Origin of the sequence: Thiomicrorhabdus chilensis DSM 12352 (assembly GCF_000483485.1) — a bacterium.
Classification (GTDB): Bacteria; Pseudomonadota; Gammaproteobacteria; order Thiomicrospirales; family Thiomicrospiraceae; genus Thiomicrorhabdus; species Thiomicrorhabdus chilensis.
Genome location: NZ_KI519609.1, coordinates 1,439,762 through 1,460,810 on the forward strand (window position 1 = coordinate 1,439,762; position 21,049 = coordinate 1,460,810).

Genomic DNA, 21,049 nt, shown 5'->3' on the forward strand with positions numbered 1-21,049 from the left:
CGGACTTAATCAAACCCAAGTGTTTCAACTTTTCCTAAGATCTATCAAATGCACTCTTTTGCTGACACTTCACCCACGCTTGACTGGGTTGTCGCCAACAGCTGACTGCCCGCAATAGAGAACAGGCAATAACCCAAAAAGTAGTAAAACCCCACTTCAAAAGCAATACTGGTTTCCACTAACGGTGAACTTCCGGCGCTGGCTTTAATGGCTAAGAACGAGATAATCAAGGCCATTACAAATACATCCGCCATTGACCATTTGCTTAACCCCGAACTGATTTTTCCGGCCATCTGCCCCCAGAAATATCGCTGAAAACCTAAATGCACAATCAGCAGACCTGCCTTAATGACCGGCACCACCACACTAAAAAACAGAATCAAGGCCGCAACGGTGCGATTCCCCTGGTTCCACAAGAGTTCCGATGTGTCTAAAATGCTTTTAGCGGTATCTTGAATCACCACAGTGCCTTCAACCGTGACATTATTAAACAACTCAGTCGCCATCGACTTTATGAACGAAGGAATCTCTGGGCTCGCCAATAACGCTTCTTGACCCATATTGGCCAACTCCGATTTATCCAGAGTAGTAACCACATGCAAGACGGGTTCGCTGATGCCGGGAATCAGCAGGCCATACGCTAAGGCCAACAGCACAAGCCCCACATATTGTCGATATATCATTATTTTTTCTACCGTTAAAAAGTTGCAAAATTATACGTTTGATTCGTTCGATCGACGCTGTAAACAGGGTTTAGCTTTGTCAATCATCCACAAAGTGATTAGCCCGCCCCATAAAGATAGCGATGACAGGCAACGCCTTTGACGCAAACAGCAATGAACATCACTCTAGAAAAGTATCGAAAACGTTTTCCGATCATGCAATGACAATCTGGTTTTTACCATTTTTCTTGGCCGAGTACAAAGCGTCATCTACGCGCTTCAAGGTATCTTGATAAGAGGTATCCGTCGGCATGAAGGTTGTCACGCCAAGACTGACGGACACATCGGCACCATCAGCACGAAAACGCTCCAAACCTTGTTTAAAAAACTCTTTCAGCCTCTCGGAAAATTGAACCGCATGTTCCAATTCAATGCCCGGCAAAACAATAATGAATTCATCCCCACCAAAACGGCATGCAATATCGGTTTTTCTTAAGTGAGATTGGCAAATGCCGGTAACCATCAGAATGGCCTCGTCTCCAACGTGATGACCGAATCGGTCGTTGAGCTGTTTTAGATTATCTAAATCGTACATCACCACAGAAGTGGGTGTCGAATGCCGGGAAAACGCTTCGAAATGCAATGCTAGGTCTTGCTCAAGCCTTCTGCGATTGAAAAGTCCGGTCAGTTGATCGGTGTCACTTAGCTCACGAAGTTTAACTTCCAATTGGTGTCGCTTAGAAATATTACTCGCCACCCATAATACAACTTCTTCACCTTCGACAAGAAACTCCAGTGCCTGAATACGCCCCTCAAACCAAATGGGTTGTTGCGGCCCGTCATCTGGTAAGCCTTTCACATCTTTGTTACTTAGTTCGTATTCCTCAATCAATAATTTTCTAGATTGCAAAGCCTCATCGATTTTTTCAAGAAACCAGTCCGCTTTTTCGGCTTCAATCAAATCCGCAATAGACAAACCGACAAGACCACTACCGTCGTGATAGTAACGATTATCGCGCCCGCCGAAAATCGCTACATATTTGCCGCTTCTTGAAAACAAAAAAGCCGGATCCGGCAACGCATCAAGAATGGCTGGCATTTGTTCAAGATTAATCATGGATGATTTCTATGAAATTCAATTTCGGAGCTTTAAAAAACATAACGTTACACCTCATTCTAATTCTTGAAAAATAAATGCGTCTACTTTAAGAAAGTAAACAATTCTGCTTGCGGCAATCTGGATTTTGGCAAATCAGCGTTAAAATCGCCCTCATCACGATAACCTAAAGCGATCATCGCGACAGCGGTGTAGCCTTGACGGATCAAGTCGAACTCCTCATTCAGCACCTTCACATCCACCCCCTCTATCGGTACGGCATCCACGCCCAAAACGCCGGCCGCCAACAAGATTGTGCCCATATTCAAATACACCTGTTTTTCCATCCAACATTGGGTGTCCTGAAGCTCTTTTCGGTGCAAATCGGCATAAAATCCACGGACTTTCTTCACCATTTCCTTGCTTTCAGGCTTCGGAAAACGACCGTCTTTGTCTTCATTTTCCAGCAAGTGCTGTAGATAATCATCGTCCATGTCGGTTTTAGCACAAAAAAGAATTACATGGGAAGCGTCCAGCACCTTGGCTTCGTTGGCACTGTACACCCCCTGAGTGCCACGGCTCAAACGCTTTTTACCGGCTTCACTGTCCGCAATAATAAAGTGCCAAGGCTGCGAATTTACGCTTGAAGGGCTCAGTTGCAACAGACCCTTGATCTGTTTAAACACTTCTTGTGGAATGGATCGACCGCTGTCAAATTTCTTGGTGGCGTAACGCTTTTTGGCAACCTCAATTAAATTCATTTTTACACTCCCTTTTGGATAAAACAGGTTTTAACCACCATCATAATAAATTGCAATGAATCCGAGAAGACGGCATCAACTCATTTAAACATTTAAACCCAATAAAACGGCCAATAAAAAACCCGCTTAACAAAATCATTAAGCGGGTTATTCAGCCTCAATATGAACAGGCCTGATGGTTTTGCAATGAACCGCAGACCAGACCGATCCAATGCATTAGACCAGATGTTCCGTAATTAAATGCTGTACAAAATTAGCGTCAAAATCATAGTTAAAAAGGTCTTCTATCCACGAAGGGCTTTTCACGGCACCGTATTCGTCCGGTTCATAAAAAGCAAAACCCACTTTATATTCATCGCCATACTTGGCAAACATCAACACAAACTTTTTACGGTTCTGCTTATTGATCATCGAACAAGAGTGATTGTCGTTTTTCTCAAAGGCAATCTCAACGGCATCCTCTTGTTCCATATAATTTTCAATGGCGGATTGCACCACCTCATATAAATCATCGTAACCTTGAACCACAAAAAATCCTCCGCGCTATGGCAAAATCGCCTTCTTATTAAGAGAAGACATGATTATAAAACCTGTTAATAAAAAACTAAAAGTCACTGCCCTCCACGGCTCAACTGCCTGCTAGTCAGGACTTTTAGATGAATTAGTTGACTGACAATTTGACGATTGTGTCCAACCCCTTTTGCATTTTGGATAAGGTGGTATCACACCCTTCAATCTGATGCCTATGCTGCAAATAAGAAAAGGCGTTGTATGAGACCCAGACCTTCTCATGGGCGTCTTTCCAAATCAGCACTTTCAAGGGCAAATCAATCGCAACACTTTGCTGACATTGCATGAGGCGACTGCCTATTTTGGGGTTGCCGAACATCAGCAAAACCGTGTCTCTAAGCTCCATGCCCACGCCATGTGCGGCATCGGAATGATTAACACGAGCAAAAACCGTGATGCCCTTGTCTTGCAACACCTGTTCCATCCGTGCCGCCGTTTCCTCAACGTTGAAATGACTTTCAAGCTGAATCAAACTGTCCTCGGCCATCGCTGAAGTCGAGAAAACCAGTGTCGATAAAATTGCAAAAATCCATCTTCTCATTGCCTGTCCTTTGACAAAAGCTCTTTTCGATTCCAACAAGCCGGCAGCCTGCATATAAACATAGCGTTTTTCAGAAACGATGCTCTAGCCCACTTGGCTGTAGTATTGTTTTAAACTCAGGTAAAGTTCATCACCGGAAAACACCGACATCTTGGCGATGATTTCAAACATCACTACATTATCTTCCCGGCCATTCCAGAGTTTGCTGTAGGTGCCCTCTTTATAGCCGTGGTCCTGTCTGAACTTGTTCAACACATTCTTCGCCATGTAGATTTGATACAACTGCTCAAAACTTAAAGCCGCCACCTGGCAGGAATTGAAGAAAGCGCTTGCCAAAGCCGTTAAATACGCCTGAGACACCTCTGATTTTTGCAACGCCAACCGCATCATCTCTTCATGAATGGCGACCTGATCGATCACGGAGCTTTCATTGTCCGTTTTTTTCGACTCTTGCGATTTTTGACTGACCTGCATGGCTTTTTCCAACAGGCCTGCCGATTCTTCAAGATCAAAATGTTCCAACGCCAAACTCAGCAGAAAGTGCCAGATATCCACCAATTCGACTTGAACATTCTCAATATCGGTTTTCGCCTCCACACTTTTCCAATGCTTCCACGGATAACTGTCAATCAACTCCGCCGTTTCCATATAGATGCATCGCCGCCAATCAATCACCTTGCCCAACTGAGTCAGACCCGAACGCCAATTTTCACCATTGGTCATCTCATTCAGGGTGTTTTGCATGGAAAGCATTTCATGAATTGCATTGTGGTTTGGCATCAGTTTCTCTCAAGCGGTCTTTAATCATTAAAACGACTCATAATCATAGCATATCTCAATCCACTTCTTGGGGCTCTGGCCTAATCTACTGTCCTTTGACTGACAAGAGATTTACCCTCAATCCGCAATGCATTTCAGTGCTAGAATATTCGTCTTTACCCTGTTTTTAAACGGATTGGCTCAATGAGTTTGGAATTGTATTCGCTGTTTTTCATCACCACCGTATTGCTGATCATGGTGCCTGGACCTTCGGCGATGGTCGCCTCGTCACAGGGCGCTTCGCAACAGTCCTCCAAAGCCTTTCTGGGCATTCTGGGCATCGCCTCGGCCGATGTGATCTTCTTCGCCCTTTCAGCCACCGGCATCGCCACCTTGATCATTGCATCCAGCCTGCTGTTTAACCTGATTAAATGGGTCGGCGTGATCTTTCTGCTCTACCTTGGGTTAAGCGTACTTTTCAGCAAAACCTCAGCCATCCGGCTCAATTCGGCGCAAACCGACTCCCACCCTTTCAAACTATTCAGCCAAGGTTTGGTAGTGCAGTTCGCCAACCCCAAGGCGCTGATGTATTTTTCGGCGCTATTGCCGCAATTCATCAACCCAAACGAGCCACTGTTATCGCAAATTCTAATTATGGGTTTGACCTGTTTCATTGCCGATATTCTGGTGTACAGCCTCTATGCTTTCCTGGGGGCGCACCTTGCCAAACAACAACTCAAGGCCTGGGTGATCAACCTCATCAACAAAGTGGCCGGCACCGCCTTAATCTACACCGGCATTAAAATGGCACTGATCGAAAACCATCAAGCCGCCCCGACCAATCTGTAAAAGCCCAAGCGTCCCTCTCAATGGAGGTTCGCATTGCTCAGCCGATAAATATGGCCGGTATCCGTACCCACATAAATCCGCCCGGAAGCATCCACGGCGAGGCTGCGAATACGTTCATTCAGGTCTTGCAAATAGCGGCGTTCCCTGATTGGCTGAAGCGAGTCATTGAAGCGGATACGGTTAAGGTGTTGCAACTTGAGCGCACCGGTTAGGAGATCACCCTGCCAGGCCGAAAATTCCTGACCTCGATAGAGAATCAAATCGCTGGGGGCAATCGAGGGAACATAGATTTTTACCGGTTCCTGCATGCCCGGCTTATGTTTGACCCCCACCTGTGTATTGGAAAAATACTCCTTGCCTTGGGAGACAATCGGCCAGCCGTAATTTTTGCCTTTCTCTATCAGATTGATTTCATCACCGCCCCTTGGACCGTGTTCAATCTCCCAGAGCTGACTGGTTGCAGAATCGTAATACAGACCTTGGGGGTTGCGATGACCAAAACTCCATATCTCGTCACGGACATTGGGGTCGCCCACAAACGGATTGTCCTCAGGCACACTGCCGTCGCGATTCAGGCGCAGGATGCTTCCGGCATGGTTGCTCAGGTCTTGCGCATTGGCGCGCTCCCCACGGTCACCAATCGAGAAAAACAGATGTCCTGCGTCATCAAAGGCAATCCGGCTACCGAAATGAATGTTTCTGAAACTCTTCGAATCCGTGACCAATAAATCCTGCCAATCCACCAGCGACGTCTTTTCCAACCTGGCTCTAGCCAAAGTGGTTTGCGCCTGAAGCAAATCCGGCTTGCTGTAGGTGAAATAAATCCAGCCGTGTGTCGCATAGTCCGCTGGAATTTTCACATCCAACAAGCCGCCCTGGTTGTGCGCATGCACCTCCGGCAAACCCGACAGCCAAGTAACTTGATTGTTGCGTAAATCCAGCAGGCCTGCCTTTCCCGACCGTTGGGTGAAAAGAATGCGTTTGGAATCGATCAACTCCATGCCCCAAACCACACCCAATTGCGAAGCAACTTTCTCTATATGAAAAGGCTGGTCCGCAGCGCTTACGCTTTGGTAAACCAAGGTCATCAAAACTACGGCTGAAACAGCAGATCGAATCCAACGCATAAAACGCATAAGTCACTCCCGTCAAATAAACAGAATTTTATTTTAATACTTAAAAACACCGGTCAAAACACCAATAAAAAAACCCGCCTTTGCAGAAGCGGGTTTTTTCATCAAAACAGACAGGCCTGCTGATTTTTAAATGACGTTCAAAAGACGGCTTAATCCGGCCAAACTCGGCGGTTGGACGGCATAGGCGCGACCGATTCCTCTCGCGGCTTTTCCTGTTCCACAGCCTTCTTTGCCGGAGCCTTTCTGGTAGCCGGTGTTTTTCTCGCTGCCGGCTTTTTCGTTGCAGCAGGCGTTTTTCTCGTTGCCGCGGGCTTAGACGAGGTGCTTTCAGCTTTTGCAGATTCAACTTCGAGCGTCTTTTCTTCTGTCGGTGAAGTCTTGGCTCGGCGTACACTACTGGCTAGTTTTGAACCCGTGGTAGTTTTTGGTTTTGTGTCTGTCATAGTAACTCCTCGATAATTTCATCTATTTCTTGTGCCGCGGTTTGCCCGCGCTTTCCAATACAATAAACGCTCAGTCCTTCTATGGCGGCATTGCGATATATGGCACGGCGACGAACGCCAGACTGCAAAGCCGGAATATCAAACTCTTCCAGAGCCTCTTTCATAGCCGTGGATAAAGCACTGCGTGGCTCCAATTGATTCACCACAATGTACGGTTTGAGTTTTCGATTACGGAGTTTGGCGTGCTCAATCGCTTCGGCAATGCGAATGCTGGCCCACAAATCCACCGGCGACGGCAATACCGGAATTAAAACCGACTCCGACACCCCCAAAGCAGACTGCATCACCCCGGTTTCCAAAGTGGGTGGACAGTCAATTACGATAAAATCGTAATCCTCGGCAAAACGTGTCACTTCTCGTGACAACTGCCCCCCCACCGAAATCACTGAAACCGGAAACGGCTTATCATCCGAAGAACTTCTGCTCCACTGGCTGGCTGACCCCTGCGGATCGGCATCAACCAGCAAGACTCGCCCCCGCTGTGCCAAACCGGCCGCAAAGTTCATACTAAGGGTCGTCTTGCCCGTGCCACCCTTCTGATTCGCAATTGAAAAAATACGTGCCGTCATAAACGCTTCCAAATTTCATATTAAACATTGGCTTTTCAGCCGCATTTCATCATCTTATCAATAAGACAAAATCATTATACTGTGATTAATTGCGTAATAACCAATCTAAAAATACCATGCAAAAGCGCAAAAACCAGTGAGGCTACCTATTCCAGAGACGCTTTTACAGAATATCATCTAAATCGTGCTTACAGAGGCCAGTGCTCAACTCCATAATGGATAGTCAGACAAATCAATCCGCTAATGTCAGCGCTAGTGAAAAACCACAGATTTATACAACATTTGCTTTAAAGACTTTTCTGGTTCTCATGTTAAACAATTCAAGTTCAGCAAACGGTTTTTCAATCTTGCGCTGTGTTGAACTCATAATAGGGTCTGAGCTGACCTTCAAACGAATACGCGAATCGATAGGAACCACCGCTTGAAGCAGACTCCTTTGCTTTTGGGTTGATAGGAGTATGTTTGACCAGGACGGCCCTGATTTTATTGAGTTCAATGATTTCTTCAACAATCATCGGATAATAACCGTCAAGGAACTTACGCATGTAAGGGCCACGTTGAATATAAAAACCCGACTCCAGTAACGTCAAGGTACGACTCTCACCCTGAATGCAAACCTGGGCACCCCGCGTGACATTCGTCAAAACAACCCGGTGATGTGTCGCGTGGGCCCGTTCAATGCCCTGGTAAGCCACCACCTTGAGATTACGCGTATTTTCCGGATGGTAAGCCACTTCTATTTTGGGCACCGGGTCGAGTTGAAAATGGCATTGCGAGAACTGAACCCAGCCGGTTTTGAGACTGTCCGTATTAATTTTAAGTTCATTTTTTAACCAATAACTCTGTTTATTGGCTTTGTCGCTCCAAACCAATTGCTCGGAGGCAACGGTCATCGCATCCAGGTTAGAATCGTCTAATAACCACGCTTTTTCTTGTGGCGTTAACCCGTCCAGACTCTGACTGATTTCGATTTCAGCCGTCACATTAGAGAAACAACCAATCAGAACAAAACATAAAAGAGATCTAAAAAGCGTTTGCATAAGCTTCAAACTCAATCAATACATTCAGCATTCACTTTAGCATAGAAACCAATAATCAATGAATGACATACAAATTTTGGAAAAGGGTCAATCTTCTGACTTGTGACATGCAGAAGAACCGAAAGAAATGGAAATGGATTCTTTATGATCGGGTTTTACGGGATAAGAAAAATGGAAACAAGGTAGAAAAATAGGAAATTGCCCACCCGAATGGTGGGCAATGAATGCTTTATAGCGAGGCGCTAGTCAAAGCGACGGATACCGAACTTAAGAAAGCAACAGGTAAGATTGCAGAAATAAAGGCAACTTCAAAAATGCCGTCATAAAAAGAACCTTTTTTAGCAATAGACTGTAATTGACTGCGATTTTTTTTCATGGAATATCTCCTGACAAAATGACTCAATAATAAAATTATTTAATAATGGATCAACTTTATTTATGATTATAATCAGAAGAAGAGCGCTGTCAACAATAAATAGAATAATTTTATAGGCATATATATTATGCTAATGGTTTATTAAGACTCTATCGTGAATTGACAATGAAAACGCTTAAATCCGTGAATCTTTCATCTATCAAAAAGGATAGTGGCAATAATCGAATCCCTTGATACAACAACAAAAATAGGATGAAAGCGGACACTCAAACAAAAACCAGCAGGCCTGCTGATTATTCCGTTATTCAAAGGCATTAGTTTGATGGATGCGGTCTAGACTCTCTGCCTAAAAATACTGAAAGTAGGTAAAGCCGACTTGATGAAATGATTAAACTCATGATTCAGACTTTTTGATAAAATAATGCCTAAATATTACAAGGCATGAAGATGGACAATAAAAGTTATCAAATCTCAGGTACTAAAGGGATCAATCAAAGCCTTGAAGGCAACATCAGTTTTGGTCACTACCATCGCAACAAAACTGAACAAACCATTACCGGACGGGCCGCCTATAACTCGCCGATAGATACCGCAAGCACATCTGAAACGGTCGTTTGTCAGCCTGCCACCAAAAAGTTGGCTGATGAGTTATTCACTAAATGGAATACTGCCTTGCAAAGCGGCGATGCTAAAAAAGTCGCTGACTTATATGCTGAAGATGCAGTATTACTGCCTACGGTTTCCAATCTACCGCGCACTACCCCGGCCGAAATTGAAGACTACTTCAAACATTTTCTACAAAAAAAACCTTTCGGAATCATCAAACAACGCAATATCAAGCAAGGTTGCAATAAATTGACCGATGCAGGGGTTTATGATTTTGAAGTGACCACCAACGGCAAAAAAGAGATTGTTCCAGCACGTTATACCTTTGTATACGAATACCGCAACAACACCTGGAAGATTATTCATCATCACTCCTCGATGATGCCCGAAGCGAAATAATCTGGTTTAACCCAAAAGGCTCCAAGATAGGAGCCTTTTTAAAATTGCTTTGAAAAGCCTATTTATCACATCCCTCTGGGATGCATGGTTAAAAGCTCCTTAACCTCTTCTTGACTGCAACCTTGATCAAAAGCACATTTAGCCAGCTTCTTGGCACGAGACTGGAGTTCTTCTACGCCAACCCCTTGTGCAAGCGCATCCTCTAACCACTTTGAAAGCACATCTAATGTTTTTAACGGATTTTCATCCTCTTTGCGACCATGGTCATAATCATCGGCACTGATTCGCTCAATATTCAAATCAAAACGTTCGAGCAGTTGCTCGACTGAAATATTGGTATCTTTAACTAAATCAACATATTTTTGATTCATTGGATTCATCGGACCCATAACTTTTTCCTATTTAATGTTTTTGTATTACGCACATTTAAAAATCCCATCCTTACATCTGGATAATGTGCATTATCCGCTATATCACTCTTGAGAACTGAGGCTTTTTATAAATGAGTATGTAAATTTTGTGATTGTTTTATGGTTTTGTAAGAGGATAAATAAGGCTTAGCCGACTGCAAGCTACTCCCCTTTGAATTAAGTTTTAGACCAACTTAACGAAAGACTCTGAAAGCGATGAGTTGTTTGAGCAAACTTTAGTTTGCGAGTTCGAAGTCGCCAGAGGCTAAGCTTTAGTTGGTCTTAACGAAATGAGCAGGGGCTGTTTTCTTTGGTTCGTTTCTTTGTCAGCACAAAGAAATGAACAAGCGAAAGAGACCTCAAAAATGAATCTCCTAAGACAAAATAAAGAAGCTTGCTAATATCCGATAACAATCACAAAATTTACATACCCTTATAAATCTACCACTCAATTAACATAGACCCCTTGTTTACCCTACGGCCTCTAATTTAAATTAATTACAGGCTCAACATTAAAACCAACAGGCCTGCTGATTTTTTTAACTGTCTGTTTATTTGCTACACACAAACGACTAATCAATCAGTCTTTGGATAATGGATTGGATTTGCGGATCATCCCATTCAATGGCCGCATTCACCGAATAGCGCAGCTGCCCCTTTGAATCAATGATGAAAGAGCTGGGAAATGAGAATATCTCATAGCGGGCGGAAACCCGGCCGTCCAAATCGATTAACACCGGAAAATCCACCTGCACCTGCTTTAAGAACGCTTCAATGGTTGCTGGCGTCTCCTTAAAATTAACCGAAACAATTTCAAACTGATCGGCATTGAAAGACTGTGCCAACCGATTCATAGACGGAATTTCTTTAACACAGGGCGGACACCAACTGGCCCAAAAGTTAAGCAATATGACTTTACCGCGTTTATCTTTTAAATCGATCGATTTGCCATTGATATCTTTCAATATAAACTCAGGAGCAAGTCGGCTTGAAATGGGCACCAAACCCTTAAGGCTTGTCGTAGCGTCTTGAGAAATCAGCTCCTCAACCGGTTTGAATGTCGCTTGAGCGGAGACTCTGCTGGCCTTTAGCCAAAGCTCAAGTTGTGACGGAATGGCCTCTCCCGATTTTTTCTCTAACTCATTGGGATCACGGCGCAGAAAGTACCAATCCCTTACATCCGGCACAGCAACAATCATGACCTGGCTTTGATTCTTTTCCAAAGCCTCAATGATTTCCGGTAGCTTCCATTTATAGGTACCTTCAGTCGGTTGCACCAGCGTAATCGGCAGACTGGTTGCAGAAACAATCGGAAACAACTGTGGGGCATCCCCCGCTTTTTTGGGCGCATCGAATACATTCGGAAAAAACGTGATCACTTGTTGCAAGCTACCGATACCCTGCTTGGATGTATGAGCAAGCTGCCACAGGCGCGCACCCCGCAACAGCACCAAACTCATACGACCGGTACTGATCGGCACAAAAGCACGGCCTTGTTGACTGGCCTGCTTGAGTACCGCCTCCACACCTTCACCGGTTAAGCCCCGAACATTGATGGGCGTACGTTCCATAAAATAGGACTCCAACAAATCCACTTGCCAGAACGTATAACCCGCATCATTGAGTTGGGTAATCAACTGCTTAAACGGCTTTCTAGAGGCATAGCCCTCGGTAAACCAAATCAATATCGGTTTTTCAGACTCTCCAAAAGTCGCCGGATAAACATTGACCGTGACCTCCTCGCCGGACTCAAGTGGCAAGTGGATACTTTCGCTTGCCATTGACGGCATGGAAAAGAGAAAAAGACAGAAAAAAGAAAACCAATAATGCACTTGATAACCCCTTAGGTAAAAAGAGAAGCAATGCCAATCAGAATAAATGGATGAAAGATTTTATTTTGACCGCAAAAGGCCGTTTTGTGAACTAAAACCGGTTTGTCTCGAACCGAAAAGTGTCAGGAAAACTTCGTTATTCAGCAGCAGCACATCACAAGCGTCACCATTAGCTTTGATACAGTTGCAACAAACGTTGATGGTATGGGCCATCACTCATCAGATCCAAGCTTCTTGATAGCCTGATCCGATCCTCCCGGTTTTCAACCTTATTCAAGGCTTCAAACAATCGCTCAACCTCTACAGCTGTGACTCGCCCTAAAATAGGCTGTCCCAACCCCATTAGATACTTTGCGCGCTGCAAGTCAGCAAAATGCTCCGGATCATCCTGCATGGCTGAGAACAGTGGGGTCACTGCTTTTTGTGCGCGTTCCAACTCAGCCCAATTTCCGGCTTGCGCCTGTTGAAGCATATAATCATACTGATAGAGTGCCAGAGACATCATGCCTGACGTAATGCCCACTCGCTGACGTGCCAGCTTGTCAAAGCGCGGTCCATCTTGTAAAGCGCGACTCAAAAAAGGGTCCCAACCCTGAACGATCTTTAAGTTTTTCAACCTTGTATGGGATAAAAAACCAGCCGTGCTCGCTTCATAGTCGGCTTCGGTCACCTTAACAGCAACAATATGATCCCCTCCAGGGCGTTGCATCAGTTCAGCCACCGCTTCAGGTGTCAACGCCAGACCACTGACATCCGAAATGGAATAAAGTCCGATTGCCAGTCCGCGCTTGGCTGCGGCCTCAACGAATGGAGACAGGCTATCGGCCACCTGCGTCGTATCGGCATCGGCCGACAAATCATTTCCCGGCCGGAAAAAAACAATCGGATAACCGCTCCCGTAAAGCACGTCCATTAAATTTTCACAGGCATCCACGCCGTCTTCTGGGCGCAACAATCCGATCAAACGCATGGAACCGGTCTCAGCCGCAGCCGCACAAAGGAACCAGCTTTCTAATTCCGCGACCGTACGAAGATGCCCTTGTCCGGTGGAAGAAGCAATAAGCGCCGCTTGTGTTCCTGCTTGAGCCAAGCGTTCAAGAAACAATTGGGTGCGTCTTTCATCCAATTGACGGCGTGGCAGATTTCCGCAAGTGGGGTCAAACGCGGCTACCGTTGCCTGCGGATAAAAGTCGATTGGATTATTGAGCAACTTTTTAATCCACAACAAATCCTGCTTGGACATTTAGCCCCCTTGTGATGATAACCATAACAGCGTTAAGATGAATGCTATGCAACCTAAGTTCTTATACTAAATCGCTTTTCCGGAGGAGACAACATGCAAAATCTAGAACAGGTGCTCGAAGAACTCGGGCTACCTACTCAGGACAACCTCCACCTGCCTTCGTCGGAACTGCGCTTTCCCGACGGCGGTCACTACCGAATCGAAATCTCCGGTGTGGAGCGTGTGTCAGCTCTGGAAACCTTGATTCGTGAAGCCGAAAAACAGCAGGTTCCGGTACACAGAATCATCGCCACCGTCGGCGGCGCAACCTACCTGACCCAATCCGAACTCAACGACTTCGCCCAAATCGCCAAGGAACAGCGTATAGAAGTCGTCATGACACCCGGACCACGCAGGGCCTGGGATAACGGCCGCCAGATGCTGACGGACGAAGGATTGGTTTCAGGAATGCGCATGCGCGGCATGACAGGCGTGCGTCACTGGTTAAAAGATATAGATCGCTGCATTCAAGCCGGCATTCGAGGATTTTTAGTCGCCGATGAAGGCCTGCTCTGGCTCGTAACCCAACTCAAACAAAAAGGCGTCATCCCCGCCGACGTGATATTTAAACTTTCCGTATTCGCCGGCCAAGCCAATCCGGCCGGCGCCAAAGTGGCGCAATCGCTTGGCGCCAACACCTTTAACCCTTTAGCCGATTTAGACCTGCCGATGCTCTCGGCTATTCGCAGCAGCATTGACATTCCGATGGATGTCTATCTTTGCCTGGTCAACTCAATGGGAGGGTTTGTGCGTTTTTACGAGGCCGCGGAAATTGCCCGCATTGCCGCGCCGTGCTACTTCAAAATTGAACCCGGCCCTTCCGAAGCCCAGATCTACGCGCCTTGGAACCCACCCGAATACCACGACAATATGATCAAAGAACGGGTTCGTAATGCCGCCGTAGCATTGGAATTAATCCAACAAGAAAACCCTGAACTCAGGTGCTCGCCAACAGGAGGGCCAGACTTGGCCATACCGGTTTGAAGAGGATGCCATCAACACCAACCGCGCATCTTAATCGCCTCTTCCATACGTTTAAGGGCATTGATCCAGGCTCCGATGCGAGCCGATGTCACCTGGTAGCGTGCTGCAGTATTCAAAGCCGCATGAAATCCGCCCGATAATCGCTCACGACGAAACTGGTTTATGGTGGCCTCGTCCCAATAATTATCATATAACCCTTGTGTTCTTTCCATCTGACACAGGTGCACGCTACCGGCGTTAGCGAGTACATCCGGCACCACCGTCACGCCCTTTTCGGCCAGAATCCTATCCGCCTCCATCGTGGTCGGCGCATTCGCGGCCTCAACCACCAAACGTGCTTTGACGTGCACGGCGTTATCTGAGGTAATCACTCCTTGCAAGGCGGCAGGCACCAATACATCGCAGTCACAAGCGATCAATTCTTCATTGGTCACACCGTGTGTTCCCTCAAGCCCCAAAACCTGGCCGGTTGTCTGTTTATGCTCAATCAACGTGGGGACGTCTATGCCATTTTCACTAAAGACACCACCACGGCTGTCGCTGATGGCAATGACTTTACAACCTGCTGTAAAAAAACATTGTGCGGCCACGGCTCCAACCTGTCCGAAGCCTTGAATGGCAACACGGGCACCTTCGATTTCGAGGCCGATTTCACGAGCGGCCTCCTCAAAAACCTCAAAAACGCCACTTCCGGTCGCTTCATACCCCCCTAAAGTCCCCCCTAAGATCGGAGGTTTGTCATTCACGGCCGTTGGCTCGTGTCGATTATGAATAGATTCAAATTCATCCAACATCCAAGACATCGTCTGCAGGTTGGTACCCACATCGGCTCCGGGAACATCATAAGCAGAACCGCTGGAATGTAGGTGGCGCATATAACCACGGCACAACGCCTCAAACTCTCGACCACTCAATGCCTTGGGATCGGCAGCGATTCCGCCCTTTCCGCCCCCGGCGGGAATTTTACCGGCCGCATGCTTGACAGACATAATCAACGCTAATGCCTTAACCTCGTCCAAATCAAGTTCGGGTGAAATCCGCGTACCGTCACGCGTGGGTCCAAGGGCGTCGTTATAACGAACCCGGTGCGCATCGAAAACCCGAAACGAACCATCGTCCATTTTAAGCGGGATACGAAAAGAAATGACTCTCTGCGGTGCCTCTAACAGCTGCATCACATTCGGGTCAATTTGGCCAACCTTGCCGGCCTCTTGTAGAATCAAAGAACTCTGTTCCAGAAAGCTATACATAGTCATCCCCCGTTGGCTGAACAATAAGACCGGAGGCGTCTGAAAATCACCTCCGAGGTCATTCACCATAGCATTTTTTAATAACTTGAAAAAGACACCACCCGAGAACCTGCCGAACTGAATGCCTATCAGGATGACACGCGCATCTACTCTGAAAACCGGGTTAAACGCATTGAGAAATATAACCCGCTATGAAAGACCACTCTATATAAGCCAATGAAACCAAACTAAAAGCCTATGAAATTTTATAATTAACATCTAAAAAGGGGCTCATTCCTTTTCTGACCAGAGCCTTGCTCATCGTCCTTTGGCTTTATACATATTCACATCAGCGGTTGTGAACAAGCTATCCGTGGTTGTGCCATCTTCAGGGTAGAATGCAAAACCAATACTACAATTGATTTCAATTCTTTCATTATTAATGATAAATTCTCGGTTCAATGCCTTGTTTATGGTTTGGATCATTTTTGAGACATTGTTTTTGTCAGCCACATTTTCCAATAAGAGAACAAATTCATCCCCCCCGATTCTTGCAACCGTATCCGAATGACGAAGCGTTTTCTTTAAACGCGTAGCGGCTTCAATCAACACTAGATCGCCAAATACGTGGCCTTTTGTGTCATTGATAACCTTAAAGTCATCCAAATCAATGAAAAGCAGAGCGAAATGACTTTTACTCCTTTCCGACTGTGAAATTAAGTGCTTAAGACGTTCAAGCAACAAAAAACGATTCGGGACTTTGGTGAGATAGTCATAATGAGCCAATTGCTCGAGACGTTCGGTTTCTTTAATACGGTTAGTGATATCGCGGTTGATCCCTAATGCGCCAACCATCTGTTCATCTGAACCATAAATGGGCACGCACATGGACTCAATCCAGCCAATATCCCCATTTTTATGTAACATCCTGATTTCACCAGACCATTTGCCAAATTTTTCAACCGCTGATATCACCTCAAAGGTAATCCGCTCTGAGTCCTCGGGCACATGTAGGATATTAACGCATTGACCAATGGCCTCGTCTTTTGAGTAACCGTACAAATCTTCGGAACCTTTGTTCCAATCGGTAATGATGCCCTGCAGATCCGTCACGACCACGGCATCGAACAGGTAATCAAACGCCTTCGCGCGTTGTTTAAGGATATCCAAATTCATAATATTATATGCATCGGAAGAGATTCGTTTGATTATAACCCTTAAGAAAAAATAAACCTGTTATATAAGTTATTGGGGCATAACTTTTATTAAAGCCCAAAAATAAACTGTCGTTCAGTCAACGCTACGCAAGTTCATTAAAATCATAAAAACAAAGATCAATCCAAAATAGACAGGCCTGCTCATTTTCAAAGCGGGTTTCATTATGTTCAAACCTTGGTTTTTGAAATACTCAAAAAGAAGATGAAAACACACAAAACCAAAAACATGCGGCTTATTCAGTGCGTTGCTTTATAATTCCGCCTAACACAACTCCCCCAATTTTCACTCAATTTGCCTGCACCGCACGTTGAATACACCCAACCCGAGGTTTTATATGTCATTTTCAAAGCTTGGATTATGCAATCCCATTTTAAAAGCCGTGTCCGAGCTAGGCTATCAAACCCCAACTGAGATTCAAAAACAGGCCATCCCCATTATTCTATCGGGCAAAGATTTAATCGCCGCCGCACAGACCGGAACCGGAAAAACCGCCAGCTTTGTTTTACCATTGTTGGAAAAAATCAGCACCTACGACAAACCACGCGGTCGCTCTGTTCACGCCCTGATTCTAACGCCCACGCGCGAATTGGCGGTGCAAGTGGAGGCCAATGTGGCCGAATATGCAAAGTACCTGGATACCAGCTCACTGGCGGTCTATGGCGGTGTAGACTTGGAGCCGCAAATACAGCATCTAAAACAGGGCATCGACATTCTGGTCGCCACGCCGGGAAGACTGTTGGATTTGGCTTATCAACGCGCCCTGTTCTTTGATGACCTGGAGTTTTTGGTATTGGACGAAGCCGACAGAATGCTGGACATGGGCTTTATTGGCGACCTCAATAAAATCATCGAACGCCTGCCCAGAGACCGTCAGAGTTTGCTGTTTTCCGCCACCTTGACGGACGACGTGCGCTATTTGGCCGATACCGTGTACGACGATGCCGCCGAAATTTCCGTTTCGCCCAAAAAGAAAGCCAAGCCCAAAATCGAACAGTGGTTGATTACCGTCGATAAAGACACCAAATCGGCACTCCTGAGCCATTTGATTAAAGAACAACAGTGGGATCAGGCGCTGATTTTCGTCGAGAAAAAACACTCCGCCGCCAAATTGGTGGAGCAGCTCGGCAAGCGCGGCATCGAAGCCGACTCCATTCACGCAGGCCGCAGCCAGGCCAGTCGTGAAAAAGTGCTCGCCGCCTTCAAATCCGGTAAATTGAAATTTTTAGTGGCCACCGGCGTGGCGGCAAGAGGGATTGATATCGAAAACCTGAGCCGAGTCGTCAATTACGACCTGCCCTATCCTGCCGAAGATTACATTCACCGAATCGGCCGTACAGGGCGAGCAGGCAAAACCGGGGAGGCCATCTCCTTTGTCTCCAAAGACGACTTTAAAAACCTCTGCGCAATCGAAAGCCTGCTCGGGCATTTAATTGAACGCCGAGAAATCGAAGGCTTTCCGGTCAGAAAAGTGGTGCCGATTTCAATCCTGAACTATCAGCGTCGATAATTTTTTGATAAAGCCCGTGTAATTTGAGCTTTAACCGTTATCCAAAATGGATTATCGCAAAATTGCTTTAGAAGGCCTGAGTGTGACGATTTAAGCTCGCTTTTTGCGATCTCATTATCATAGTTACGCTCATCTTCTTTTAGCAGAATGTTTCAAAATCATATAATTCTAGATCCAGATAGCATTCAACCGCACCATCAAACCAATACTCTGTTGTCGAACTACCCACCAAGGACATGTATGTGGCTATGAATCCTTATTCAAGCTGTGATTATGCTGCGCCTTGCGTTGGTATTTATTTTCGTACATTCGTATATCGGCCAGATGTTTCAAATCCGAGGTATTTTCCACCTCATTCATAAAGGCCGTACCGGCACTGACACCCGCTTGTTCAAAGCCAGCTTGATGCATTTTCTCAATGACATCGTCTATAAGTGCCTGCACCCTGTGTACATTGCCGTCAGGGCAGGTCACCGCAAATTCATCTCCGCCTACGCGGTAAATGCAACCGTCATCTCCCAAGTCTTGCTTCATTAGCTGGGCAAACTGTACGAGCATCTCGTCGCCCTTTGCATGTCCAAACTGGTCGTTGTAAAACTTGAGATTGTCCATGTCGATATAGGTCAAAGATGAGTTTTGTCCGAATGTGGCCAATTCAACTTCCAGTGCATAACGGTTTGGGATTTGGGTAGCCGCATCGGTATGCGCCAATTTAGTGCTGTGATCGAGACGAAGCAGTATTTTCATGCGTTCACGGTAAAGTTGGCCAACCTGATAGGTGAGCACCAACGCAAGCAGAATCACCTCTATGGCAATAGCGGCCAGTCCATAGTGTTCAACGTAGATGGTATTTGAGCTTAATGTCGTTGGCAGCGTGGCCATACTCGCAAGCACGATAAAACTGAACAGAGCAATCAAATATAAACGCGCCACAATGCTACCCTGCATTGAACGTGCAACGCCCGCTACCAACCCGTATAACAGAAAAGCCCATACGCCAAAACGCGCCATCTCGTTAATCCAATGGGGCCAGAGCATGGCAAACAGCGCAAACGCCACCAGTATCAAAAGAGTCACAACTCCGATAGTGTGCAGTTTTGAGTTTTTTTCCGGATGTATTTCCAAAAGCTTCATTACAAAAAGGACATAAATAAAGTTGGAAATCAGGATAGGAAAGGAAATTAGATAAAAGTTATGCAGGTTAAACAGCTGCGCTAGAACCTGGTGTGCGCCGGCATTAAACAGCAAATTAGAAAATATGAAGATGGCATAAAGGATCTCTGTATTACGAGAGCGAGCAAAAGAAAGCGCACCGTAATAAATCCCCATGGAAAGGAAAATACCCAGACCAACCAACACGATGGCATTACCAATCCTGATCTCCTGCTGGTAATTGGCAAGCCTGTTGACATAGGGAACAGGCTGGGCAATAAAGTAAGGAGAAGACACTTCCGCAAGCAACTTATAGTGCCCGGATTTCAATTCAAACAATCGCCCATGGCGAAGAAAAAACGGATTGGCTTCATGACTTCCTATGCCACCGGAGGCACTGGCAATCAGTTTGTCTTGTTGGTCATAAATATAAAATGAAAAACGGTCTATCGCGGAGGTGTTTTTAAAGTCGACCACATAAGAACCGTCCTGATCTATATGCATCTCCCCAGAATAGAGGTAATGACCGCCCACCAAAGAAATGCCACCCACTTTTTGAAGGTTGTTTTGCAACTCCGGCCGATCAGGATCGAATTGTTGGTTTTCATCAAGGCTATACAACTGCCAAACATCATGATCGGCTTGTGCAGAAACGAGTCCAGAAAAAACAACACCCATTAACAGGATGGTCAACAGCAATGCCTTGTTCATCCGGACATGTCTAGAATCGTACATTCTTATCCTTTAAGAATATTAGAAACAAGGAACAATTAAATCCCGTTCCCATACTCAAACTGTTTAGGTCTGAATATGGCATTCGCTTGAATTCACTATAAAAGCCACGTTTTTAAGCGTGGGTTTTATTTAAGCAAAAACAACTAGGGATTACTATTTTTATAGCGAACAATCTTTGCGCTAAGCCCCCAAGTTCTAAGCCAATATTAAGCACGGACTTTAGGCTTCAAACTGAACAGGCCTGCTTATTCTTAAGAGTTGATGGGGAGTGAATTTGATCCTGATAGTGATTAACCGAGCCCAGGGTTGTCCGTATTCGTTTTGATCAGTTTCGCAGGGATGCAATGATCCGTTTGGGCTGCAACAGCGCGGTCAGTAGCTCGTAGATCGAACCGAACAGCAAATCGCTGGTCATCAGGGTTTGGGTAGCGCAACCCTCTTCCTGCATAATGGCAATGCCCAATGCCGCCTCTTTGAGCATCAACGCATCATTAAGACCGTTGCCGACAGCCACACAGTTTTGCGCGCCCAGCTGATTGATATACTGCTGTTTCTGCTTGTCCTGATGCTCTTTTCCAATCACATGAACGGTGATAAAGTCCTCAGAGCAAGCTTCATGAACCGAACCGTGGGTATCCGCCGTAATCACATGAACTTGCAAGCTGTTCGAAAGCTCTTGCAGCTTGGACATCACCCCCGCTTTCATTGTTCCGTCGCAAGCGATTGTACCGTTATAGTCCAACACCAGGTGTTGTAACGCCAAAGATTCGTGACCGGGTATTTCAATTTGCAGCATCTTCATCCCTATTCATTTTTCCATGTCGGTTGATGAT

At 45.8% G+C, this 21,049-nt stretch carries 23 protein-coding genes; 5 read left to right on the plus strand and 18 right to left on the minus strand.

Annotated features, from left to right (window positions below):
• Positions 1 to 44: 44 nt before the first annotated feature.
• The 6 genes from B076_RS0106920 to B076_RS0106945 form a co-directional block, all read right to left on the minus strand.
• On the minus strand, positions 45 to 683 hold the full coding sequence (locus B076_RS0106920) for a paraquat-inducible protein A (RefSeq protein WP_028486670.1): 639 nt from the start codon (positions 681 to 683) through the stop codon (positions 45 to 47).
• A gap of 193 nt (positions 684 to 876) precedes the next feature.
• Positions 877 to 1,779, minus strand: a complete 903-nt coding sequence (locus B076_RS0106925; RefSeq protein ID WP_028486671.1) for a GGDEF domain-containing protein — start codon at positions 1,777 to 1,779, stop codon at positions 877 to 879.
• A gap of 83 nt (positions 1,780 to 1,862) precedes the next feature.
• Positions 1,863 to 2,519: an oxygen-insensitive NAD(P)H-dependent nitroreductase NfsB gene (locus tag B076_RS0106930; protein ID WP_028486672.1), complete on the minus strand. Its 657-nt coding sequence runs from the start codon at positions 2,517 to 2,519 to the stop codon at positions 1,863 to 1,865.
• Between the two features lie 216 nt (positions 2,520 to 2,735).
• The gene (locus B076_RS0106935) at positions 2,736 to 3,047 is read right to left on the minus strand and encodes a hypothetical protein (RefSeq protein ID WP_028486673.1); all 312 of its coding nucleotides are present in this window, start codon (positions 3,045 to 3,047) and stop codon (positions 2,736 to 2,738) included.
• Positions 3,048 to 3,180: 133 nt separating this feature from the next.
• Complete coding sequence (locus B076_RS0106940; protein ID WP_028486674.1) at positions 3,181 to 3,630, minus strand: DUF302 domain-containing protein; 450 nt, start codon at positions 3,628 to 3,630, stop codon at positions 3,181 to 3,183.
• 84 nt (positions 3,631 to 3,714) lie between these two features.
• A complete protein-coding gene (locus B076_RS0106945; RefSeq protein ID WP_028486675.1) occupies positions 3,715 to 4,410 on the minus strand; it encodes a dUTP diphosphatase in 696 nt (231 codons plus the stop codon).
• A 183-nt stretch (positions 4,411 to 4,593) separates the two neighbouring features.
• On the opposite strand from B076_RS0106945, the gene B076_RS0106950 reads away from it, so the two are divergent.
• The gene (locus tag B076_RS0106950) at positions 4,594 to 5,238 is read left to right on the plus strand and encodes a LysE family translocator (protein WP_028486676.1); all 645 of its coding nucleotides are present in this window, start codon (positions 4,594 to 4,596) and stop codon (positions 5,236 to 5,238) included.
• Between the two features lie 17 nt (positions 5,239 to 5,255).
• Here B076_RS0106950 and B076_RS0106955 read toward each other — a convergent pair whose 3' ends face one another.
• From B076_RS0106955 to B076_RS13265, 5 genes are all read right to left on the minus strand, one after another.
• Entirely contained in the window at positions 5,256 to 6,374 is a 1,119-nt protein-coding gene (locus tag B076_RS0106955) for a PQQ-dependent sugar dehydrogenase (protein WP_028486677.1), read from the minus strand.
• A gap of 149 nt (positions 6,375 to 6,523) precedes the next feature.
• Positions 6,524 to 6,817, minus strand: a complete 294-nt coding sequence (locus B076_RS12355; RefSeq protein WP_028486678.1) for a hypothetical protein — start codon at positions 6,815 to 6,817, stop codon at positions 6,524 to 6,526.
• Positions 6,814 to 7,446 carry a ParA family partition ATPase gene (parA, locus tag B076_RS0106965; RefSeq protein ID WP_028486679.1) on the minus strand — a complete coding sequence of 211 codons (633 nt, stop codon included), beginning with the start codon at positions 7,444 to 7,446 and terminating at the stop codon, positions 6,814 to 6,816. The genes B076_RS12355 and parA overlap by 4 nt, the downstream gene beginning before the upstream one ends.
• A 341-nt stretch (positions 7,447 to 7,787) precedes the next feature.
• Positions 7,788 to 8,486, minus strand: a complete 699-nt coding sequence (locus B076_RS0106970; protein WP_028486680.1) for a hypothetical protein — start codon at positions 8,484 to 8,486, stop codon at positions 7,788 to 7,790.
• 229 nt (positions 8,487 to 8,715) lie between these two features.
• Entirely contained in the window at positions 8,716 to 8,862 is a 147-nt protein-coding gene (locus B076_RS13265; protein WP_157753528.1) for a hypothetical protein, read from the minus strand.
• A gap of 447 nt (positions 8,863 to 9,309) precedes the next feature.
• Here B076_RS13265 and B076_RS0106985 point away from each other — a divergent pair, with 447 nt between their 5' ends.
• Positions 9,310 to 9,867 carry an SgcJ/EcaC family oxidoreductase gene (locus tag B076_RS0106985; RefSeq protein ID WP_028486681.1) on the plus strand — a complete coding sequence of 186 codons (558 nt, stop codon included), beginning with the start codon at positions 9,310 to 9,312 and terminating at the stop codon, positions 9,865 to 9,867.
• 65 nt (positions 9,868 to 9,932) lie between these two features.
• Here the strand turns inward: B076_RS0106985 and B076_RS0106990 are convergent, their stop codons facing one another.
• On the minus strand, positions 9,933 to 10,256 hold the full coding sequence (locus B076_RS0106990) for a hypothetical protein (protein WP_028486682.1): 324 nt from the start codon (positions 10,254 to 10,256) through the stop codon (positions 9,933 to 9,935).
• A gap of 593 nt (positions 10,257 to 10,849) precedes the next feature.
• Positions 10,850 to 12,037, minus strand: coding sequence for a TlpA family protein disulfide reductase (locus B076_RS0106995; RefSeq protein WP_157753529.1), 1,188 nt, complete (start codon positions 12,035 to 12,037; stop codon positions 10,850 to 10,852).
• On the opposite strand from B076_RS0106995, the gene B076_RS13270 reads away from it, so the two are divergent.
• Entirely contained in the window at positions 12,031 to 12,204 is a 174-nt protein-coding gene (locus B076_RS13270) for a hypothetical protein (protein WP_157753530.1), read from the plus strand. The genes B076_RS0106995 and B076_RS13270 overlap by 7 nt on opposite strands.
• A 74-nt stretch (positions 12,205 to 12,278) precedes the next feature.
• On the opposite strand, the gene B076_RS0107000 is transcribed toward B076_RS13270, so the two are convergent.
• Entirely contained in the window at positions 12,279 to 13,352 is a 1,074-nt protein-coding gene (locus B076_RS0107000) for a dihydrodipicolinate synthase family protein (protein WP_028486684.1), read from the minus strand.
• A gap of 93 nt (positions 13,353 to 13,445) precedes the next feature.
• Between B076_RS0107000 and B076_RS0107005 the strand changes: the two genes are divergently transcribed.
• Entirely contained in the window at positions 13,446 to 14,375 is a 930-nt protein-coding gene (locus B076_RS0107005; protein ID WP_028486685.1) for a hypothetical protein, read from the plus strand.
• Positions 14,376 to 14,386: 11 nt separating this feature from the next.
• Here B076_RS0107005 and B076_RS0107010 read toward each other — a convergent pair whose 3' ends face one another.
• Both B076_RS0107010 and B076_RS0107015 read right to left on the minus strand, forming a co-directional pair.
• Positions 14,387 to 15,625 carry a Glu/Leu/Phe/Val family dehydrogenase gene (locus tag B076_RS0107010; protein WP_211230186.1) on the minus strand — a complete coding sequence of 413 codons (1,239 nt, stop codon included), beginning with the start codon at positions 15,623 to 15,625 and terminating at the stop codon, positions 14,387 to 14,389.
• A 297-nt stretch (positions 15,626 to 15,922) separates the two neighbouring features.
• Entirely contained in the window at positions 15,923 to 16,780 is an 858-nt protein-coding gene (locus B076_RS0107015; protein ID WP_028486687.1) for a sensor domain-containing protein, read from the minus strand.
• Positions 16,781 to 17,156: 376 nt separating this feature from the next.
• On the opposite strand from B076_RS0107015, the gene B076_RS0107020 reads away from it, so the two are divergent.
• Positions 17,157 to 18,329, plus strand: a complete 1,173-nt coding sequence (locus tag B076_RS0107020; protein ID WP_028486688.1) for a DEAD/DEAH box helicase — start codon at positions 17,157 to 17,159, stop codon at positions 18,327 to 18,329.
• Positions 18,330 to 18,575: 246 nt separating this feature from the next.
• On the opposite strand, the gene B076_RS12360 is transcribed toward B076_RS0107020, so the two are convergent.
• Together B076_RS12360 and B076_RS0107030 are read right to left on the minus strand one after the other, a co-directional pair.
• On the minus strand, positions 18,576 to 20,216 hold the full coding sequence (locus B076_RS12360; protein ID WP_084205725.1) for a sensor domain-containing diguanylate cyclase: 1,641 nt from the start codon (positions 20,214 to 20,216) through the stop codon (positions 18,576 to 18,578).
• A gap of 325 nt (positions 20,217 to 20,541) precedes the next feature.
• Positions 20,542 to 21,012 (minus strand): HAD family hydrolase, encoded by a 471-nt coding sequence (locus B076_RS0107030; RefSeq protein WP_028486689.1) that lies wholly within the window; start codon positions 21,010 to 21,012, stop codon positions 20,542 to 20,544.
• Between the last annotated feature and the right edge of the window lie 37 nt (positions 21,013 to 21,049).

Bases quoted from the DNA above. Each gene is read 5' to 3' on its own strand.
- B076_RS12355 (WP_028486678.1), bottom strand. From the start codon at position 6,817: ATGACAGACACAAAACCAAAAACTACCACGGGTTCAAAACTAGCCAGT.
- B076_RS0106990 (WP_028486682.1), bottom strand. From the start codon at position 10,256: ATGGGTCCGATGAATCCAATGAATCAAAAATATGTTGATTTAGTTAAA.
- B076_RS0107010 (WP_211230186.1), bottom strand. From the start codon at position 15,625: ATGTATAGCTTTCTGGAACAGAGTTCTTTGATTCTACAAGAGGCCGGC.
- parA (WP_028486679.1), bottom strand. From the start codon at position 7,446: ATGACGGCACGTATTTTTTCAATTGCGAATCAGAAGGGTGGCACGGGC.
- B076_RS0106955 (WP_028486677.1), bottom strand. From the start codon at position 6,374: ATGCGTTTTATGCGTTGGATTCGATCTGCTGTTTCAGCCGTAGTTTTG.
- B076_RS12360 (WP_084205725.1), bottom strand. From the start codon at position 20,216: ATGTACGATTCTAGACATGTCCGGATGAACAAGGCATTGCTGTTGACC.
- B076_RS0106925 (WP_028486671.1), bottom strand. From the start codon at position 1,779: ATGATTAATCTTGAACAAATGCCAGCCATTCTTGATGCGTTGCCGGAT.
- B076_RS0106970 (WP_028486680.1), bottom strand. From the start codon at position 8,486: ATGCAAACGCTTTTTAGATCTCTTTTATGTTTTGTTCTGATTGGTTGT.
- B076_RS0107020 (WP_028486688.1), top strand. From the start codon at position 17,157: ATGTCATTTTCAAAGCTTGGATTATGCAATCCCATTTTAAAAGCCGTG.
- B076_RS13265 (WP_157753528.1), bottom strand. From the start codon at position 8,862: ATGAAAAAAAATCGCAGTCAATTACAGTCTATTGCTAAAAAAGGTTCT.
- B076_RS0107030 (WP_028486689.1), bottom strand. From the start codon at position 21,012: ATGCTGCAAATTGAAATACCCGGTCACGAATCTTTGGCGTTACAACAC.
- B076_RS0106940 (WP_028486674.1), bottom strand. From the start codon at position 3,630: ATGAGAAGATGGATTTTTGCAATTTTATCGACACTGGTTTTCTCGACT.
- B076_RS0106945 (WP_028486675.1), bottom strand. From the start codon at position 4,410: ATGCCAAACCACAATGCAATTCATGAAATGCTTTCCATGCAAAACACC.
- B076_RS0107015 (WP_028486687.1), bottom strand. From the start codon at position 16,780: ATGAATTTGGATATCCTTAAACAACGCGCGAAGGCGTTTGATTACCTG.
- B076_RS0106985 (WP_028486681.1), top strand. From the start codon at position 9,310: ATGGACAATAAAAGTTATCAAATCTCAGGTACTAAAGGGATCAATCAA.
- B076_RS0107000 (WP_028486684.1), bottom strand. From the start codon at position 13,352: ATGTCCAAGCAGGATTTGTTGTGGATTAAAAAGTTGCTCAATAATCCA.
- B076_RS0106950 (WP_028486676.1), top strand. From the start codon at position 4,594: ATGAGTTTGGAATTGTATTCGCTGTTTTTCATCACCACCGTATTGCTG.
- B076_RS0107005 (WP_028486685.1), top strand. From the start codon at position 13,446: ATGCAAAATCTAGAACAGGTGCTCGAAGAACTCGGGCTACCTACTCAG.
- B076_RS0106920 (WP_028486670.1), bottom strand. From the start codon at position 683: ATGATATATCGACAATATGTGGGGCTTGTGCTGTTGGCCTTAGCGTAT.
- B076_RS0106930 (WP_028486672.1), bottom strand. From the start codon at position 2,519: ATGAATTTAATTGAGGTTGCCAAAAAGCGTTACGCCACCAAGAAATTT.